At 72.5% G+C, this 17947-nt stretch carries 12 protein-coding genes; 4 read left to right on the forward strand and 8 right to left on the reverse strand.

Going from position 1 to position 17947, the window contains the following annotated elements; genetic code table 11:
- Positions 1-152: 152 nt before the first annotated feature.
- The 4 genes from GSY65_RS15175 to GSY65_RS15190 form a co-directional block, all read right to left on the reverse strand.
- Positions 153-1019, reverse strand: a complete 867-nt coding sequence (locus GSY65_RS15175; protein ID WP_159768515.1) for a glycoside hydrolase domain-containing protein — start codon at positions 1017-1019, stop codon at positions 153-155.
- A gap of 132 nt (positions 1020-1151) precedes the next feature.
- Entirely contained in the window at positions 1152-2645 is a 1494-nt protein-coding gene (locus tag GSY65_RS15180) for a serine/threonine-protein kinase (protein WP_268978256.1), read from the reverse strand.
- 38 nt (positions 2646-2683) lie between these two features.
- On the reverse strand, positions 2684-3295 hold the full coding sequence (locus GSY65_RS15185) for a hypothetical protein (RefSeq protein ID WP_159768521.1): 612 nt from the start codon (positions 3293-3295) through the stop codon (positions 2684-2686).
- A gap of 226 nt (positions 3296-3521) precedes the next feature.
- Positions 3522-5549, reverse strand: coding sequence for an N-6 DNA methylase (locus GSY65_RS15190; protein ID WP_159768524.1), 2028 nt, complete (start codon positions 5547-5549; stop codon positions 3522-3524).
- Positions 5550-5760: 211 nt separating this feature from the next.
- On the opposite strand from GSY65_RS15190, the gene GSY65_RS15195 reads away from it, so the two are divergent.
- A complete protein-coding gene (locus GSY65_RS15195; protein WP_159768527.1) occupies positions 5761-5937 on the forward strand; it encodes a hypothetical protein in 177 nt (58 codons plus the stop codon).
- Positions 5938-6089: 152 nt separating this feature from the next.
- A complete protein-coding gene (locus tag GSY65_RS15200) occupies positions 6090-6824 on the forward strand; it encodes a hypothetical protein (RefSeq protein WP_159768530.1) in 735 nt (244 codons plus the stop codon).
- 68 nt (positions 6825-6892) lie between these two features.
- Here GSY65_RS15200 and GSY65_RS15205 read toward each other — a convergent pair whose 3' ends face one another.
- Positions 6893-7612, reverse strand: a complete 720-nt coding sequence (locus tag GSY65_RS15205) for an HNH endonuclease family protein (protein WP_159768533.1) — start codon at positions 7610-7612, stop codon at positions 6893-6895.
- Positions 7613-7913: 301 nt separating this feature from the next.
- Complete coding sequence (gene mfd, locus GSY65_RS15210) at positions 7914-11471, reverse strand: transcription-repair coupling factor (RefSeq protein ID WP_159768536.1); 3558 nt, start codon at positions 11469-11471, stop codon at positions 7914-7916.
- A gap of 328 nt (positions 11472-11799) precedes the next feature.
- Between mfd and GSY65_RS15215 the strand changes: the two genes are divergently transcribed.
- On the forward strand, positions 11800-13332 hold the full coding sequence (locus tag GSY65_RS15215; RefSeq protein ID WP_159768539.1) for a DUF2079 domain-containing protein: 1533 nt from the start codon (positions 11800-11802) through the stop codon (positions 13330-13332).
- Positions 13333-13479: 147 nt separating this feature from the next.
- Entirely contained in the window at positions 13480-14037 is a 558-nt protein-coding gene (locus tag GSY65_RS15220; protein WP_159768542.1) for a phospholipase A2, read from the forward strand.
- Between the two features lie 296 nt (positions 14038-14333).
- Here GSY65_RS15220 and GSY65_RS15225 read toward each other — a convergent pair whose 3' ends face one another.
- The gene (locus GSY65_RS15225) at positions 14334-16946 is read right to left on the reverse strand and encodes an ABC transporter permease (RefSeq protein WP_159768545.1); all 2613 of its coding nucleotides are present in this window, start codon (positions 16944-16946) and stop codon (positions 14334-14336) included.
- On the reverse strand, positions 16943-17731 hold the full coding sequence (locus GSY65_RS15230) for an ABC transporter ATP-binding protein (protein ID WP_159768548.1): 789 nt from the start codon (positions 17729-17731) through the stop codon (positions 16943-16945). Before GSY65_RS15230 ends, GSY65_RS15225 begins: the two co-directional genes overlap by 4 nt.
- Positions 17732-17947 lie beyond the last annotated feature (216 nt).

Raw genomic sequence — 17947 nt, forward strand, 5'->3', positions numbered from 1 at the left:
AGTGGCCCGGCTCTCGGCCAGCCATTCGACCAACGATTCACACCGACTTCCGGCACCGCCGCACCGCGAGGCCGCCGCTACCGGCCCGCGCCTCCCGCCGGACGCCGCGTCGTACGCCGGACGCCGGACGCCGGACGCCGGACGCCGTCCGATTATCCGACGATCGCCACCGGTGCGTCCCACGCGTCACGGTCCACGGTGATCGTGTAGCCGCCGCGGCTCTCCTTGCTGTTGACCATGTACTGATGGGCGCGGTGGTGCCCGGCGTACAGCGTCGAGGCGTACGGCCAGTCGCTGGTCGTCGTGTTGACCTTGTCCCACTTGGCGTACCAGAGGTTGCCCGGCAGGTTCGTGCGGTCGGTGGCGGTGGCGACCGCCTTGGCGCTGGAGCTGCTGAAGCCGTAGAAGCCGGAGCGGTACTGCTTGGCGCCGAGCGCCTTGTGCCAGGCCCGGACGTAGGTGAGGACGGCGTCGTTGCACGCCGTGTTCGTGATGTCGTACGCCTCCATGTCGAGGTAGAGCGCGCTGCCGGGCTTCATGCCGAGGGCGGCGGCCCTGGCGACGGCGTCGGCGCCGTCGGCGGCGCCCTGGGAGGCGGCCGTCGACGCGGTGATCACCTCGGGGCTGGAGCCGCTCTGGCAGGGCGGCTGGGCGCCCACGTAGAGGGGGACGAGCTTCCAGCCGAGGGTGGTGACGGACTTCACCCAGGACGCGGTGAGGTTGGGCTGGGCGCAGCCGCGGTTCCTGCCGCCGACGTAGACGGCCGCCGCGCCGTAGAAGCCGGTCCGCCATGCCTTCATCGCGGACAGCGACGGTGCCGTGCAGGTGTCGAAGGCGCGGCCCGTGTAGACCTTCGCGGACGGCCAGGAGGTGGTCGTGGCGAGGGAGTCCTGGGCGGCGACGCCGGCCCCGGCGAGCACGGCGGCGCCGGCCGCGGCCCAGGCGGTGTAGCAGCGTTTCCGGGACTGCCGGTGGCCCGGCTTTCCGGACCGTCTGCGGCTGGTCGTCTCGTCGGACATGGTTGGCCCCACCCCTTGGTCGATCTGTGTGTGCACAGCTAAGCGGTGTCGGTTCCGTGTTCGGGAAACGCCGCCCCTACGGTGCGGCAAATCTCGGCCAAGGTGGCGCAAAGCATGCGCTCAGCGGTGCGGTCAGCCGCGTACCTGCCCCAGCCACTGCAGGGTCCGCCGGACCTCGCCCGCCAGCGGGTGGCCGGGACCGCGCAGGCGCTCCACGTCCAGCAGGAGGCGGCCCAGGGTCTCGTGGGCGGCGCCCCGGTCGCCGAGGGCGAGGAGCAGGTGGCCTATGCGGCGGCGGATGTCGAGGGCCAGCTCGGGGTCGCCGCCCACGTACTGGTTCTCGAAGTACGGCAGCAGCGAGCGGTACTCGGCGAGGGCCGCGGCGGGCTCGCCGAGCTGTTCGAGGCACTGGGCGGAGTCGTAGCGGAAGCGCAGGGACTGCGGGTCGGCCTGGCCCGCCTCGGCGGCGCGCTCGTCGGCGAGGCGGCGCAGTTCGGGCAGGGCGCGGCGGTACTGGCCGTCGTCCATGAGCGTGGCCGCGTACTGCTTGCGCAGGGTGCGCACGACGGGTGAGTGCTCTCCGTGCTGGGCGGCGGCGGCCGGGAGGATCGCGCCGAGGATGTCGACGGCCTGGGTGATGCGGCCCTCGCCGAGGAGCCGCTTGACCTCGTCGACGGCGCCCGCGACGTCGGGCTTGTCGACCGGAGGGTTCTCCGCCGGGGCGGCGGAGGGCTGCGGCGCGGGGATCCGGGCGCGGTCCGGCCAGGGGGCGTGCGGGCGCAGGAAGGGGCGGGTGGGGTCGAGCGGGGAGCCCGTGGGCATGCCGCGCGCCGGGAGCAGCGGCAGGAGCTGCTCGTAGGTCTCCTGCGCGGAGGACGGGCGGTGCTGCGGGTCCTTGGAGAGCAGCCGCAGCACCAGCGTCTCCAGCGCCTCGGGGACCTCGGGGCGGATCCGGCGGACCGGGACGGGCGGCTCGTACAGGTGGCGGTGGAGCACGCCGAGGGCCGTGGAGCCCGTGAACGGCACGTTCCCGCTGAGCAGTTCGTGCATGAGCACACCGAGGGCGTACAGGTCGGTGTACGGGCCGACCGCGCCGCCCATGGCCTGTTCGGGGGCCATGTAGGCGGGGCTGCCGATGGGTGAGCCGGTGTGGGTGAGGCGGGTGGTGTCGGTGTCCATCACGGACGCGACGCCGAGGTCGAGGACGGTGACCGTGCCGTCCTGCTTGACCATCACGTTCCGCGGCTTGAGGTCGCGGTGGATGATCGGCACCGCGTGCACGGCGGACAGCACCGCGCACAGCTGGGCGGCGACCGCGACCGTCCACTGCCACGGGTAGGGGTCGTGCTCCGCGAGGTGGTCGGAGAGGTCGGCCCCGTCGACGTACTGCATGACGAGGAACAGTTCCTCGCCCTCGCTGCCCGCGTCGTGCACGGTGACCAGCCCGGGGTGGTCGACCTGGGCCGTGACCCGGCACTCGCGCACGAAGCGGCGGCGCAGTTCGTCGGCCTCCTGGCCGGCGACCTTGTCCGGGCGCAGCAGCTTGACCGCCACCCGCCGGTCGAGGCGCTGGTCGTACGCCGTCCACACCTGGCCCATGCCGCCCTGCCCGATGAGGGTGGACAGTTCGTAACGGCCGGTGATCAGGCGTCCGGTCCCCTGGGTCACCGGTCTCCTTCGTTTCTGCGGAGATAGTCACTGAGTTCGTCGAGTTCGGCGCGCACCTGGTCGATGCGGGCCGGGCCGGGCCGCTGCGGCTCCGGCGCGGGCTGCGGCTGGACGGGCGGCCCGGGGACCGGCGTCGACTGCGCCTGGACGTGGGGCTGCGGGGCCGGGGGGTAGGGCTGCGGGGCCTGGACCGGCGGGTAGCTGTAACCCGTCTGCCGGGAGTAGCCCGTGGTCTGGGCGAACGCCGCGGGCGGGGCCGTGCGGGGCGGGTTGAAGTGGCGTATGTCCGCGTACAGGTAGTACGCGACGGTGGCCACGAGTCCGCCGAGCAGCATCGACATGCCGACGTCGCCGCGCCAGGTGGTGAACTCGTCCTTGCCCGGGTCGGTGCCGAGGATGTACAGGGTCGCGACGATGTGCACGACCGCCAGGACGAACAGGAACCAGTCGCGGGGTTTGCGGGTGACGGACGCCAGTCGCAGCAGGCTGGCCCAGCCGAGGAGGCCGCAGCTCATGACGGTGACCACCACGAAGATCACACGCAGCGTGACCGGCGCCCCTTGCGAGGGGCCGGGGGGCTGTTGCGGCGCGTAGCCGTGGCCGTGCATGGCTGCTCCTGAGGGCCTGGTGGAAGTGGAAGCGGTGGACTGCGATGTCGTTCCGAGCGTATAGGTCGACCAGGACAAGCGGTCCAGGGTTGTGGACAACCGTTGCACTCCTGGTCACGCCGTCCGGTGCGGAGTGGTTCCGTCCGGTGGGGCCGTGTCGGCCGTTCCGGCGGGTCCACGCGTGCGTTCGGCCGACCCACCTGATCGTAAGGGCAGTTCGTCGTCTTCAGTCCGGGGAGACCGTTCCGTCCGTCAGTCCGTCGTACATGCCGCGCACGAGCCGGGTGCCCAGACGGCCCGCCTCGCGGAGCGCGTCCTCGAAGGCGGCGAGGGCCCGGAACCGCTCGCCGTAGCGGCGCTGCTGGTCCAGGGGGAGCCGGGGCAGCTGGAGGCGGCGCACGTCGAGGCGGCTGGCGGTGGAGGCGTAACTGCTGGCCTGGCGGCTGTTGGCGGTGCCGCGCAGGAACCCGGCGACGAACCACGTGTCGAGCGCCACCGGGTCGGGGCGCAGCAGGGTGAGGTTGCGGCCGAGGGCGGCTCCGGCGGTGTCCTCGTCGACGACGCGGGCGATCCCGCCGCCGCCGAGGACGGGGACGACGATGTCGCCCCGCTCCAGCAGGACCGGCTCCTCCCCGGTCTCGGTGAGGGTCCCCGACGGCGCCGTGCCCGCGAGGACGTCGTGGTCGGTGAGCACGCGCGTGTGCGGGCCGTTGCCGCCGGTGCGCAGCAACAGCGCTCCGCCCCGCGCGAGTTCCCCGACGGTGGTGAGGGGCCAGCGCGGGGGCCGTGTCTCGTCGGCGAGCGGGGGGGTGAGGTCGGCGGTCAGCCGCAGGGTCGCGCCGAGGCGTTCGCGGACGGCGCCGAGTTCCGCGGCTCCGCCGCCCGCGGCCGGTGGCGGCAGATGCCGGGCCGGGGCCAGGTCCACGTCGTCGTCGAGCAGTTCGATGACCGGCATGGAGCGGCTCTGCCCGGGGCGGTCCACGGTCTCGCCGGTGCGGTCGAACGGCTTCCACGCCTCCAGCACGGCGGCCCGCACGGCCGCCCAGTCGACGCCGCCCCGCCCCTCGGCGCCGAGCCGCCCGGTGTCCACGAGCAGCAGTTGCGGCGGCGCCGGGGTCCTGCCGGGGCGCCGCAGCACCCACAGGTGCAGCGGGATGTTGTACGGGGGCGCCGCGCCGACCGGCAGGGCGATCACGGCGCGCAGGGCGCCGCGGCGCAGCAGGTCGGCGCGGATGCGGCGCCCGGAGCGGCGGCTCGCGACGGCCGGCGGCATCAGCAGGACGGCGGTGCCGCCGTCCTCCAGCCGGGCCAGCGCGTGCTGCACCCACGCGAGTTCGGATTCGGTGCGGGCCGGGAAGCCGTACTCCCAGCGCGGGTCGTAGGCGAGTTCGTCGTGGCCCCAGTTGCGCTCGTTGAACGGCGGGTGGCAGAGCACCGCCTCGGCCCTGAGGTGTTCGTGGGCGTCCGCGCGGAGGCTGTCCCCGGCGGCGGTGCGGATGGCGCTCTCGGTGCGCAGGGCGAGTCGCAGGGCGGTGAGCGCGGCCAGTTCGGGGGCGCTGTCCTGGCCGTGGAGCTGCCGCCCGGTGTGGGGGGCGACGGCGCGCAGGAGGGCGCCGGTGCCGCAGGCCGGGTCGAGCACCGAGCGGGCGGGGCCGGCGAGTTCGGCCATCAGCTCGGCCAGCTCTCCCGGAGTGAGCGTGTACTGCCGGGGGTTGGCGTCGAGATGGCGGGCCAGCAGGAACTCGAAGGTCTGCCGCGCGCCCAGGTCCGCGGCGAGTTCGGTGGCGCCCCGCAGCAGCGGGATCGAGGGCAGCAGCGCGGCGGCCGTGGGGGTGTGCACGGCGGGCTCGCCGTCGGGGCCGAAGCGCCCGGCGAGAAGCTGCGCGAGCTGGTCGGCCAGGCCGGCGGCCAGGTGCGCGTCGTCGGGGACGGCGCTCAACTCCAGCCAGGCCAGGGGCCGGTCGTGGAGGTGCAGCAGGGCGCAGCCGGCATGGACCAGGGCGGTGACGGGGCCGTCCGGGTGGCCGGTGACCTGCTGCCAGACCCGCTCCTTGAGCGGGACCTCGGCGAGTTTGCCCTGCTTGCGCAGCCAGTCCTCCACGTCGGTCAGCGCGAAGGACGGGCTGGTCTCCGTGCCGCCGACCGGCCTGGGGAAGTCGGCATGGCGGCGGCGCCAGTTGCTGACGGCGGCGCGGCCGACGCCGGCGAGCCGCGCGATCTCCGCGGCGGTGACCTCTGTCCCGTTGTCCTGCACGCGCCCAGCTCCCCTCGACCGTGGTGTGTGGCGTCGAGCATACCGACGTGCGCAAGATCTACCCCTTCACGCCGTGTACGAACTCGTTACCGTGAACCGTGTTGACTCGGTTCACAAGCTCTGCTGTGATTGACCCATCGAACGACGGGCCGCCCGCCTCGGGTGGTCACACCTCGTCGTGCGGTCATCCACCAGGGGAGGAGGCACGACCATGGGCACCACGCCCCGGATCGCACCGCATGCGACGGTCGGTCTCCTCGCCGTCGGTGTGGTCCCGGCGAACGCCGACAGCGCCGACAGTGCCCGCCACGGCTTACCGCACGACGAGCGGGGCCGGGCCACGGTCGACGACCCGGCGGGCCGGCACCTCGCCACCCGCGCCCGCTGACCGACACCGCCGTCCACCGGGCCGGCCGCAACCGCCCGCCGCTCCGGGACAACCGCTCACCGCTCAACCCTCACGTCCGCCGCCGCACGCACACCCGTGCCCGCGCGCGGCGGCGGCACCGCTCACTCATCACATCCCAGGGGGGACCTCCCATGCGTCGCACCGCACTCGCCGCTCTCTGCATCGCCGCCGCGGCCACCTTCTCGCTCACCGGCTGCCTGCCCGGCGACGACAAGTCGAACGAGCCGTTCTCCGGCCTGAGCGGCGGCGAGATCGCCGACAAGGCCGTCAAGGCCACGTCCGACGCGGACTCACTGCGGATGAAGGGCGAGATCAAGGACGACAGCGCCGGCGGGACGATCAACCTCGACATGGCCCTGAACAAGAAGGGCGACTGCGCCGGCACCATCGGCATGAAGGACGGCAAGGCCGACCTCATCAAGACCGGCGACACGATCTACATGAAGTACGACGAGGCGTTCCTGCGCGCCCAGGCCGGCGGCTCCTCCAAGGAGGAGACCGACATGATCGTGGACATGCTGGCCGGCAAGTGGACCAAGACGTCCGCGACCGCCGCGGACTCCAAGGAGATGGCCGCCTTCTGCGACCTGGACACCGTGCTCGCCGACTTCGAGGACACCAACTCCGACGCCGAGCGCGGCAAGACCACCACGGTCGACGGCACCCCCGCGATCCTCCTCCACGAGAAGGACGGCAAGGACCGCTACACCCTGTCCGTCGCCACCAAGGGCAAGCCGTACCTCCTGCGGGTCGTGAGCAAGTCCGCCAAGGAGCCGGGCGACATGAGCTTCACCGACTACGACGAGCCGGTCCCGGCCGACGCCCCCAAGGGCAAGGTCATCGACCTCGACAAGGACTGGAGCTGACCTGACACCACGGGGGCGCGCCGCGGTCGCGGTCCCCCCTCGCCCCGGTACGGCGGGCCCCGAGGGCCTCAGCCCGCGTGGAAGCGGGCCGGGGCCCTGGTCGGGTTGCCGCCGCCGGGGAGCTTCTGGCCGGGGCAACCGCTCAGCACCCGCTTCATCGCGGACCGTTCGGCCGAGGTGACCCACAGCTCGTACTTCTTCTTCACGGCGACCTGGGCGGCCACATAGGTGCACCGGTACGCCTTGTTGGGCGGGAGCCAGGTGGCCGCGTCACCGTCGCCCTTGCCCCGGTTGGTTCCGGCGTCGACGGCGAGGAGGTTGAGCGGGTCGTTGGCCAGGGCTATGCGCTTGCTGTCGTCCCACTTCTGGGCGCCCTTCTGCCAGGCGTCGGACAGCGCCACGATGTGGTCGATGTCGACCTGGCTGCGCCCCCGCACGAACGACACGTCCTCGCCGGTGTATGGGTCCGGGTCGAGCACACCGGAGGCCACCCGGCAGTCCCCGTCCCGGAACGTCACGTCCTTGAGGTCGCGCCGGAGTATGTCGTCGCGGGTGTCGCAGTCGTTGGAGTCGGTGTCGGCCCAGGGTGTGCCGAACTCCTCCCGGTCGTAACCGGTCCTGGGCGCACGGCCCTTGACCGTCAGGGACTCGACCGCGGCGAGGGCCGGGCCTCCCCCGCCGGGTTCGTCCGCCGGCCCCGCGGAGCCCTCGATGCCCGGTTCGCAGCCGCTGACGGCGGCGACCAGTACCAGGGCGGCGACGGCCACCCCACCCCTCGGACGCACCACGCGCTCCTCCTCACTGTCCTGGCCGGTTGCCTCGGTCCGGTCACCCCGCCCGTATTCCCCGCCCACGTCGGCCGACACCGTGGCCCGCACGGGGAACGGGCCGGGCGGAGCGGCACGGACGCGGGACCGCGCGGTGCCAGTGCCGCGGCAGGTGACGTTTGCCCGTCGAGGAGCGGCGTCCGATGCGTGCTCTCGGCGTGCCGGGCGCACGTCCTCGTACGGGATGTACTCGGGCTTGTGCCCGGTGCGCCGAGAGTGCGCGCCGGACGCCGCGACGGGGCGAACGTCGCCTGACGGGGCACTAGGACCCCAGGATCGAAGCCAGGAACTCCCCCGTCCACCCCAGCAACTCCCGCCCGAGCAGCGGCTTGCCGCCGACCTTCGCCGTCTTCGGGCGGGGCACCAGCACCTGGTGGGCGGCCGGCTTGATGACCGTGCCGGGGTAGAGCCGCTTGAGGCGCAGCTCCTGCGACTCCCGCAACTCCACCGGCGCGAACCGGATGTTGTTGCCCTGGAGCACGATCTCGCCGACGCCGCAGGCCCGCGCCAGCATCCGCAGCCCGGCCACCAGCAGCAGGTTCTCCACCGGCTCGGGCAGCTTGCCGTAGCGGTCGACGAGTTCCTCGCGCACCGCGGCGATGTCGGCCTCGGTGGTGACGGAGGCGATGGCCCGGTACGCCTGGAGGCGGAGCCGCTCGCCGGGCGCGTAGTCGTGCGGGACGTGCGCGTCGACCGGCAGCTCGATCTTGACCTCCAGCGGCGGCTCCTCCTCGATCCCCCCGGACTCCAGCTGGCGCCGGTAGTCCGCGACCGCCTCGCCGACCATGCGGACGTACAGGTCGAAGCCGACGCCCGCGATGTGGCCGGACTGCTCGCCGCCGAGGAGGTTGCCCGCGCCGCGGATCTCCAGGTCCTTCATCGCCACGTACATGCCCGCGCCCATCTCCGTGTGCTGGGCGATCGTCGCCAGGCGCTCGTGGGCGGTCTCCGTCAGCGGCTTCTCCGGCGGGTACAGGAAGTACGCGTAGCCCCGCTCGCGGCCCCGGCCGACGCGGCCGCGCAACTGGTGGAGCTGGGACAGGCCGAAGGTGTCTCCGCGCTCCACGATCAGGGTGTTCGCGTTGGAGATGTCGATGCCGGACTCCACGATCGTCGTCGACACGAGCACGTCGAACTTCTTCTCCCAGAAGTCGACGACCACCTGCTCCAGGGCCTGTTCCGACATCTGGCCGTGGGCGGTCGCGATGCGCGCCTCGGGGACGATGTCGCGCAGCCGGGCGGCGGCGCGGTCGATGGACTCCACCCGGTTGTGGATGTAGAAGACCTGGCCCTCGCGCAGGAGTTCACGCCGGATGGCCGCGCCGATCTGCTTCTCCTCGTACGGGCCGACGAAGGTGAGGACGGGGTGGCGCTCCTCCGGGGGCGTCGTGATCGTCGACATCTCCCGGATGCCGGTGACCGCCATCTCCAGGGTGCGCGGGATCGGCGTCGCGGACATCGTCAGCACGTCGACGTTGGCGCGGAGCTTCTTCAGCTGTTCCTTGTGCTCGACGCCGAAGCGCTGCTCCTCGTCGACGATGACGAGACCGAGGTCCTTGAACTTGGTCTCCGAGGAGAACAGGCGGTGCGTGCCGATGACGATGTCGACGGAGCCCTCCCGCAGGCCCTCCAGGGTGGCCTTCGCCTCGGTGTCCGTCTGGAAGCGGGACAGCGCCCGGACACTGACCGGGAACTGCGAGTACCGCTCGCTGAACGTGCCGAAGTGCTGCTGCACCAGCAGCGTCGTGGGGACGAGCACCGCGACCTGCTTGCCGTCCTGGACGGCCTTGAACGCGGCGCGGACCGCGATCTCCGTCTTGCCGTAGCCCACGTCGCCGCAGATCAGGCGGTCCATCGGGACCGTCTTCTCCATGTCCTGCTTGACCTCGGCGATCGTCGTCAGCTGGTCGGGGGTCTCCGCGTACGGGAAGGCGTCCTCCAGCTCCCGCTGCCAGGGCGTGTCCGGGCCGAAGGAGTGGCCGGGGGCGGCCATCCGGGCGCTGTACAGCTTGATCAGGTCGGCGGCGATCTCCTTGACCGCCTTCTTCGCGCGCGCCTTGGTCTTCGTCCAGTCGGCGCCGCCCAGGCGGTGCAGCGTGGGTGCCTCGCCGCCGACGTACTTGGTGATCTGCTCCAACTGGTCGGTGGGGATGTAGAGGCGGTCGCCGGGCTGGCCGCGCTTGGCGGGGGCGTACTCGACGACAAGGTACTCGCGGGTCGCGCCCTGCACGGTCCGCTGGACCATCTCGATGTAGCGGCCGACGCCGTGCTGCTCGTGGACGATGTAGTCGCCCGCTTCGAGGGTGAGCGGGTCGATGGTCTTGCGGCGGCGGGCGGGCATGCGGGCGCCGTCCTTGCCGGCCGCCTTCTGCCCCGAGAGGTCGGTCTCGGTGAGGACGGCGAGCTTCAGCGACGGGGCGATGAAGCCGTAGTCGATCGAGCCGCACGCCACGTGCACCACCGACGGGGCGATCGTCCCGAGGCCGGCCTCCAGGCGGGCGGCGATGCCCTCGCCGCCGAGGACCTCGACGGTGCGGGAGGCGGGGCCGTGGCCCTCGGTCACGAAGACCGTGCGCCAGCCGTCGGCGAGCCAGCCCTTGGTGTCGGCGAGCGCCTTCGCGGTGTCGCCGCGGTAGGTCTCGGGGGCCTGCATGCCGAGCTTGAGGGTGTCTGCGTCGCCCGCCGCGTCAGCGGCCGATGTCCACGTCTCGTCGGCGGCGAACGGCGACACCGACCACCACATCATGTCCAGCTCGCGGGCGCGGTCGCGGACGTCCGCGATGGACCACAGGGAGGCCGCGCCGACGTCGATGGGAGCCTCGCCGCCGCCCGCCGTGGCCGCCCACGACGCCTGGAGGAACTCCTGCGAGGTGGCCACCAGGTCCGCGGCGCGCGTACGCACCCGCTCCGGGTCGCAGACCACCGCCATCGCGCCCTTCGGCAGGACGTCGATCAGCAGCTCCATGTCGTCGACGAGGACCGGGGCGAGGGACTCCATGCCCTCGACGGCGATGCCCTCGGCGATCTTGCCGAGGAGTTCGCCCAGCTCCGGGTGGCGTTCGGCGAGGACACGGGCGCGCTCGCGCACGTCGTCGGTGAGGAGGAGCTCCCGGCAGGGCGGGGCCCACAGCCCGTGCTCGGCGACTTCCAGGGACCGCTGGTCGGCGACCTTGAAGTACCGGATCTCCTCGATGTCGTCGCCCCAGAACTCCACCCGCAGGGGGTGCTCCTCGGTCGGCGGGAAGACGTCGAGGATGCCGCCGCGCACGGCGAACTCGCCGCGCTTCTCCACCAGCTCCACACGGGAGTACGCCGCCGCCGCGAGCGCCTCGACCGTGCGGTTCAGGTCGGCGCTCGCACCGCTGCGCAGGGACACGGGCTCCAGGTCGCCGAGGCCCTTGACCTGGGGCTGGAGGACGGAACGCACGGGGGCGACGACGACCTGGACCGGGCCGGTCTCCGGGTCGTCGGGGCTCGGGTGGGTCAGCCGGCGCAGGACGGCGAGACGGCGGCCGACGGTGTCGCTGCGAGGGCTGAGGCGCTCGTGCGGGAGGGTCTCCCAGGCCGGGTACTCGACCACGCCCGCCGGGGGCAGGAGGGAGCGCAGGGCGGCCGTGAGGTCCTCGGCCTCGCGGCCGGTGGCCGTCACGGCGAGCACCGGCCGCCCGGCCTCCCGCGCGAGGGCGGCGACGGCGAAGGGCCGGGCCGCCGGGGGGCCGACCATGTCGACATGGGTGCGGTGGCCGTCGGCCGCGGCCCTGATCGCTTCCGCGAGGGAGGCGTCCTTGACTACGGCGTCGAGCAGACCGTGGAGGCTCATGAAGGGCGTTTCCCGTCCTGGGGTCAGGCTGCGGCTGGGGTACAGCGGGGGCAACACGAGCGCCCGGCCTCAGGGGAGGGGCCGGGGGTGTCCAGGGTACGACGGGCGGCGGGGGTGGTGCGGAGCCTGTGGACAACCGTGGCGGGCCTCGCCGATGCCTCGCCCCCGCCCCTCCGACGCCCCCCTCACCGCCCCCGCCGCCCTGCCCCTCCCGGTGGCCGCGGTCGGCCCTCGGCCCGGCGGCCCGCCCCGCACCCCGTCGTCCCGGGGCGTCCGCCTACCCTGTAGGGCGCCCGGTGCAGCCGTCCCGCGATGAACGTGAGTCCCGATGTCCCCGACCGTGTCACCACCGGCGTCGACCGCACCGGTCGCCGTGTCAGAGCCGGTCGTCGTCTCCGAGCCGGCCGCCGTGTCCGAGCCGGTCGCCGTGTCCGAGCCGGTCGTCGTGTCCGAGCCGGTCGTCGTGTCCGAGCCGGTCACGGTGACGCAGTCGCGGCCGACCGACCGGCGCTCGTCCCTCGCCCGGCACGCCCCGCACCTGCTGGCGCTGGGCCTGTTCGCGGCGTACGCGACGGAGTCCGTGTGCCGGTACCGGTACATGGGGACACGCTCGTGGGACCTGGGGATATTCGAGCAGGCGATCCGCGCGTACGCGCACCTGCGGACGCCGGTCGTCGACCTCAAGGGGCCGGGGCTCCATGTGCTCGGCGATCACTTCAGCCCCGTCACGGCGCTGCTCGCGCCCTTCTACCGGGTCTTCCCCTCGCCCGTGACGCTGCTCGTCGCGCAGGCCGCGCTGTTCGCCCTGTCGGCGGTGCCGGTGACGCGGGCCGCGACCCGGCGGCTGGGGCGTCCGCGCGGGCTGGCGATCGGTGTGGCCTACGGGTTGTCGTGGGGACTCCAGCGGGCGGTGGACTTCGACTTCCACGAGATCTGCTTCGCCGTACCGCTGATCGGGTTCTCCCTGGAGGCCCTGCTCGCCCACCGGTGGCGGGCGGCGCTGCTGTGGGCCCTGCCGCTGGTGCTGGTCAAGGAGGACCTCGGGGTCACGGTGGCGGCGCTCGCCCTGCTCGTCGTGGTCCGGGCGGGGCGGCGCGGTGCGCCGCGCGACGTCGCCCTCGGCGTCGCCGTCGCGTCGTTCGGGGCGGTCGCGGCGCTGGTCACCTTCACCATGATCATCCCGGCGTTCAACACCTCCGGCGGGTACGACTACTGGAGCAAGGTCGGCGAGGCCGGCCCCTTCGACGGCCTCGACACCAAGGGCCGCACCCTGCTGTGGCTGCTGGTCCCCACCACCGGACTGCTCGCCCTGCGGTCACCGCTCCTGATCGCCGCCCTGCCCACCGTGGGCTGGCGCTTCCTGTCGTCGGACGACCACTACTGGGGCACGTCCTGGCACTACAGCGCCGTGCTGATGCCCATCGTCTTCCTCGCCCTCGTCGACGCGCTGCCCGCCGCGCGGCGCAGCCCCCGGCGGTGGCTGCGCTCGTACGCGTCCCACCTGCCCGCCGGGGTCGCCGCGGCGGCGCTGGCGCTGACGACCTCGCTGCCGCTGTCGGCGCTCACCGAGGCCGACGCCTACCGGGTGCCGGAGCGCGTGGTGGCCGTGGAGAAGCTGCTGGCCACGATCCCGGACGGGGCCACCGTCGAGTCGAACGTCGGCCCGATCAGCCGTCTGACGTCACGCTGCCGCGTCTTCTGGATCGGCCGGACCGAGGGCCTCGCCCCGGACTACATCGTCTTCGACAACTCCTCACGGTGGGTGAAGGACGTACCCCGCTACGCCCGTCAGCTGCACCCCCGGGACCACTACGAACTCCAGGGCCTCGTCCAGGGATACGTCCTGCTGCGCCGCGTCTGAGCCCTCGCGCCACAGCCCTTTCCCCGGCGACACGGAACGCCTCGTTCGATTCCGCGCACTGCACCAAGGGACAATTGGCGCCCCTCCGTGAACATGACACCGTGGCGACCGCTTCCCGAGGAGCACCGACCAGAAACGGGGAAAGTCATGACCACGTTACGCAGAACGATTCCCGGCGCCACGCTTTCGGCGGTTCTTCTGCTGACCGGCGCCGCACCCGCCCTCGCCGGTCCCGCCGCGCAGGACGGCGGGGCCTCCACGCAGGCGGTCGCCGCTGTCACCAAGGCGCAGAAGCTCTCGAAGCTGAGCACCCTGACGCAGAACTCGTCCGGTTCCCAGACCAAGTGGTTCACGGCGCTCGGGCAGCACCGGCAGCACAAGTCGGCGATCACGAAGTACAAGTTCAACTGGAGCACCAACTACTGCAATTCATCACCGGAGAAGATCCCGGGCGGATACGACTTCTCGTTCCCCTGCTACCGGCACGACTTCGGATACCGCAACTACAAGACGATCGCGGGCCAGGCCACATTCAAGCGGTCCCACAAACTCCGGATCGACCAGGCGTTCCTGGGCGACATGAACCGTGCCTGCGGACAGAAGTTCTGGGCCGACCCGCTGACCCCGGCCGGCCGCAAGAAGGCCAAGGCCGCGTGCCTGAAGACGGCGAAGAAGTACTACCAGGCCGTCCGCGCCGCCGGCTGACGCCGCCCGGCCCGGCCGCCGCGGGGCCGGGCGGCACGGAGGACGAGCACGGCGGGGCGTGGGGATCCTTCCCCACGCCCCGCCGTCCCCCGTTCCCCCGTTCCCCCGTTCGCTGGACTCCTTGCCCCGCGGCCCCCGGTTCTCCGCGGTCCCGTTGTCCGCGGCCCCGTACGGCAGCGTCCCCCGGAACACCCCCGGACCGGCCCCCCGTACCGGTCCGAGCGGCTGGTCCGGGCGGTCGGCCGACCGGACCAGCCGGTCCGCCCGGTCCGCCCCCGCTTCCTCCCGCTCCGGCGTCAGTCCGTCGCGATCGCGTTGAGGACGTTCATCCGTCCCGCCCGGAACGCCGGCACGAGGGCGGCGAGCAGTCCCACGAACGCCGAGCCGACGAAGACCCCGGTGATGGTCGGCCACGGGATGTCCAGGACCTCCAGGCCCTCCAGAGCGAGGAGCCGCTGGGCGGTGGCACCCCAGCCCATCCCCAGCCCCAGGCCCAGCAGCGCGCCGAACAGGGCGATCACCACGGACTCCAGGCGGATCATGCGGCGCAGCTGGCGGCGGGAGAGGCCGATGGCCCGCATGAGGCCGATCTCCCGGGTGCGTTCGACCACCGACAGGGCGAGGGTGTTCACGACGCCGAGGATCGCGACGACGATCGCCAGGGCGAGGAGGCCGTACACCATGTTGAGCAGCTGGCCGACCTGGTCCTGCAGCGCCTCCTTGTAGTCGGTCTGGTCCATGACCTGGACCGTGGGGTCCTTGGCGACGGCCGTCTTGAGCGCGGCGTACGCCTCGTCCTTGCCGCCCTCGTCGGCCTTGGCGAGCAGGGCCGTGTCCAGCGGCAGCCGCTCGGCCGGCACATAGCGCTCGACGGTCGTGAGGTTGGTGTACATCGCGCCCTGGTCGAGGCCCGTGTCGTCGGAGGTGATCGCCGCGAGCCGCAGCTTCGCGGTGCGGCCCCCGTCGAAGGCCACGGTCAGGGTGTCGCCGACCTTCAGGCCCGCCTTCCCGGCGAACTCGGAGCCGACTGACATCGCGTCGGCGCCGTACGCGGCGGCCAGGTCACCGGAGACGGTCTCGCGGCGCAGGTCCTCGGCGTAGGTGGGCTCGGCGGCGAGCAGCGACTCCGACTCGGAGGTGCCGTCGGGCGCGGTCACCTTCGCCGGGGTCTCCTTCATCCGGGTGACGTGGGCGAGACCGTCGACGCCTTCGATCGCCTCGACCGTGGCGGGGTTGAGGGGCTTGCCCCCGTTGCCCGCGGTGACGATGAAGTCGGCGCCGACCGACTTGTCCAGCTCGGCGGTGGCGGAGGTCACCATGGAGGAGCCGACCACGGACAGGCAGGCGACCAGGGCCAGGCCGATCATGAGGGCCGCGCCGGTGGCGCCGGTGCGGCGGGGGTTGCGCAGCGCGTTGCGCTCGGCCATCCGGCCGACGGGGCCGAAGGCCCGCAGCAGCACGGCGCTGAGCACCCGCACGACACCGCCCGCGAGGAGCGGGCCGATCACGACGAAGCCGATGAGGCTGAGGACGATGCCCACGCCGAGGACCAGCGAGCCCTGCTTCGCCTGGTCGGCGGTGGCCGCCAGGTAGAGCGCGAAGGCACCGGCGCCGGTGAGCACCAGGCCGACCAGGCCCCGCAGGAGTCCGGCCCTGCCGTCGGCCGGGGTGCCGGCGTCGCGCAGCGCGGCCATCGGGGAGACCTTGCCCGCGCGGCGGGCGGGCAGGTAGGACGCGAGGACGGTGACGACGATGCCCAGCAGCATGCCGATGGCCGGGGTCGTCCACCGCACCGTCAGGTCGCGGGTGGACAGTTCCATGCCGACGGCCGACATGAGCTTCATCAGTCCGACCGCGAGGCCGACGCCCGCGCCGACACCGACCAGCGAGCCGAGGACGCCGAGCAGCGTCGCCTCGACGAGGACCGACCGGTTGACCTGTCCGCGGGAGGATCCGACGGCCCGCATGAGCCCGATCTCGCGGGTGCGCTGGGCGACCAGCATCGAGAACGTGTTGATGATCAGGAAGACGCCGACGAGGAACGCGATCCCGGCGAAGCCGAGCATCCCGTACTTGATGACGTTCATGAACTCGTCGACGTCGCTGCGGTTGGCGTCCGCGGTCTCCTGCTGCGTGCGGACCTTGTACGCCGTCTCCCGGGCGCCCTTCGCGCCCTGCTCCGCCTTGAGGGCCGCCAGGGCCGAGGTGACGTTCCGCTTCAGCCGCGCGTCGCTGACGCCCGCCTCGGCGGTGACGTTGACCTGGGTGTAGCGGCCGGTGGCGCCGAGGAGTCCGCGCTGGGCGGTTGCCGTGTCGAAGAAGACGACGGCGGCACCGGGGTTGGTCACCTTGAACGAGGCGATGCCGACGATCCGGGCGGTGATGTCCCCGCCGACGGTGATGGTGCGCAGCTCGTCACCGAGCTTCAGGCCGTGCTTGTCGGCGGTGTCGGCGTCGACCATCACCTGGGCCGGACCACGCGGGGCGTGCCCGGAGGTGATCTCCATGGAACGGAGGTCGTTCCTCGTCCAGTTGCCCGCGATGGTGGGGGCGCCGGTGGAGGACCCCATGTTCTCGTTGTCGCGGTCGACGACGGTCACGTCCATCGAGGAGACGGCGCCCTCGGCCGACTCGGCGCCCTCGACCGCGGCCACGTCCTTCACCAGGGAGGCGGGCAGGGAGTCGGGGCGGCCGGTCCGCGACATCTCGTCGGGCTCGTCGCCGGCGGCGGAGACCGTGACGTCGGAGGAGGTGGCCGCGAACAGCTTGTCGAAGGTGGTGCCCATGGTGTCGGTGAAGACGAGGGTGCCCGTCACGAACGCCACCGACAGCATGACCGCGATGGCCGACAGCGCCATCCGACCCTTGTGCGCGAAGAAGTTGCGCATCGATGTCTTCATCACGCTCATGACGTGCGCCCCCGGGCGTCGAAGTCCTTCATGCGGTCCAGGACCTGGTCGGCCGTCGGCTGGTGCATCTCGTCGACGATGCGCCCGTCCGCCAGGTACAGCACACGGTCGGCGTAGGAGGCGGCCACCGGGTCGTGGGTGACCATCACGATGGTCTGGCCCAGCTCGTCGACGGAGCGCCGCAGGAAGCCCAGCACCTCGGCGCCGGCCCGCGAGTCGAGGTTGCCGGTCGGCTCGTCCCCGAAGATGATCTCGGGGCGCGCGGCCAGGGCCCGCGCCACGGCGACGCGCTGCTGCTGACCGCCGGAGAGCTGCGTCGGCCGGTGCTTCAGCCGCTGGGCGAGCCCGACGGTCTCCACGACCCGGCCGAGCCACTCCTTGTCGGGCTTGCGCCCGGCGATGTCCATGGGGAGCGTGATGTTCTCGAGGGCGTTCAGCGTGGGCAGCAGGTTGAACGCCTGGAAGATGAACCCGATCCGGTCCCGGCGCAGCTGCGTGAGCTTCTTGTCCTTCAGCCCGGTGATCTCGGTCTCGTCGAGGTAGATCTTGCCGCTCGTCACGGTGTCGAGCCCGGCGAGGCAGTGCATGAGGGTGGACTTGCCGGACCCCGAGGGGCCCATGATCGCGGTGAACCGTCCGCGAGCGATGTCCACGTCCACATGGTCGAGGGCGACGACACGGGTCTCGCCGGACCCGTACGCCTTCACGACCTGCCGCGCCCGCGCGGCAACGGCCGTACGCCCTCCAGTGCCCTCGTGCCTGGTGATGGTCACAGCCGATGTCACGGTATGTCTCCTAAGTCGGTCAGCAGATGGTGCAGTTGCTCAGCGGATGAGCGGCGGTACGACGTGAGGTGCCGGTCCGTGCGACCCGCGGTACCTGCCGTACGAGGTGATGCGTCGAGTCTGGCCGCCCGGTGGGTGCCTGCGCGCTGGTGCTCGGCGCAGTCTTCTGCTGGGGAAAACCCCACCCCCGCGGGGCGGGTCCCCACCCCGGCCGGT

Source organism: Streptomyces sp. HM190 (assembly GCF_009857135.1).
Lineage (GTDB): Bacteria > Actinomycetota > Actinomycetes > Streptomycetales > Streptomycetaceae > Streptomyces > Streptomyces heilongjiangensis.

Coding starts and splice junctions, on each gene's coding strand:
- mfd (WP_159768536.1), bottom strand. CDS start 11,471: ATGAGCCTCCACGGTCTGCTCGACGCCGTAGTCAAGGACGCCTCCCTC.
- GSY65_RS15185 (WP_159768521.1), bottom strand. CDS start 3,295: ATGCACGGCCACGGCTACGCGCCGCAACAGCCCCCCGGCCCCTCGCAA.
- GSY65_RS15195 (WP_159768527.1), top strand. CDS start 5,761: ATGGGCACCACGCCCCGGATCGCACCGCATGCGACGGTCGGTCTCCTC.
- GSY65_RS15175 (WP_159768515.1), bottom strand. CDS start 1,019: ATGTCCGACGAGACGACCAGCCGCAGACGGTCCGGAAAGCCGGGCCAC.
- GSY65_RS15200 (WP_159768530.1), top strand. CDS start 6,090: ATGCGTCGCACCGCACTCGCCGCTCTCTGCATCGCCGCCGCGGCCACC.
- GSY65_RS15225 (WP_159768545.1), bottom strand. CDS start 16,946: ATGAGCGTGATGAAGACATCGATGCGCAACTTCTTCGCGCACAAGGGT.
- GSY65_RS15220 (WP_159768542.1), top strand. CDS start 13,480: ATGACCACGTTACGCAGAACGATTCCCGGCGCCACGCTTTCGGCGGTT.
- GSY65_RS15215 (WP_159768539.1), top strand. CDS start 11,800: ATGTCCCCGACCGTGTCACCACCGGCGTCGACCGCACCGGTCGCCGTG.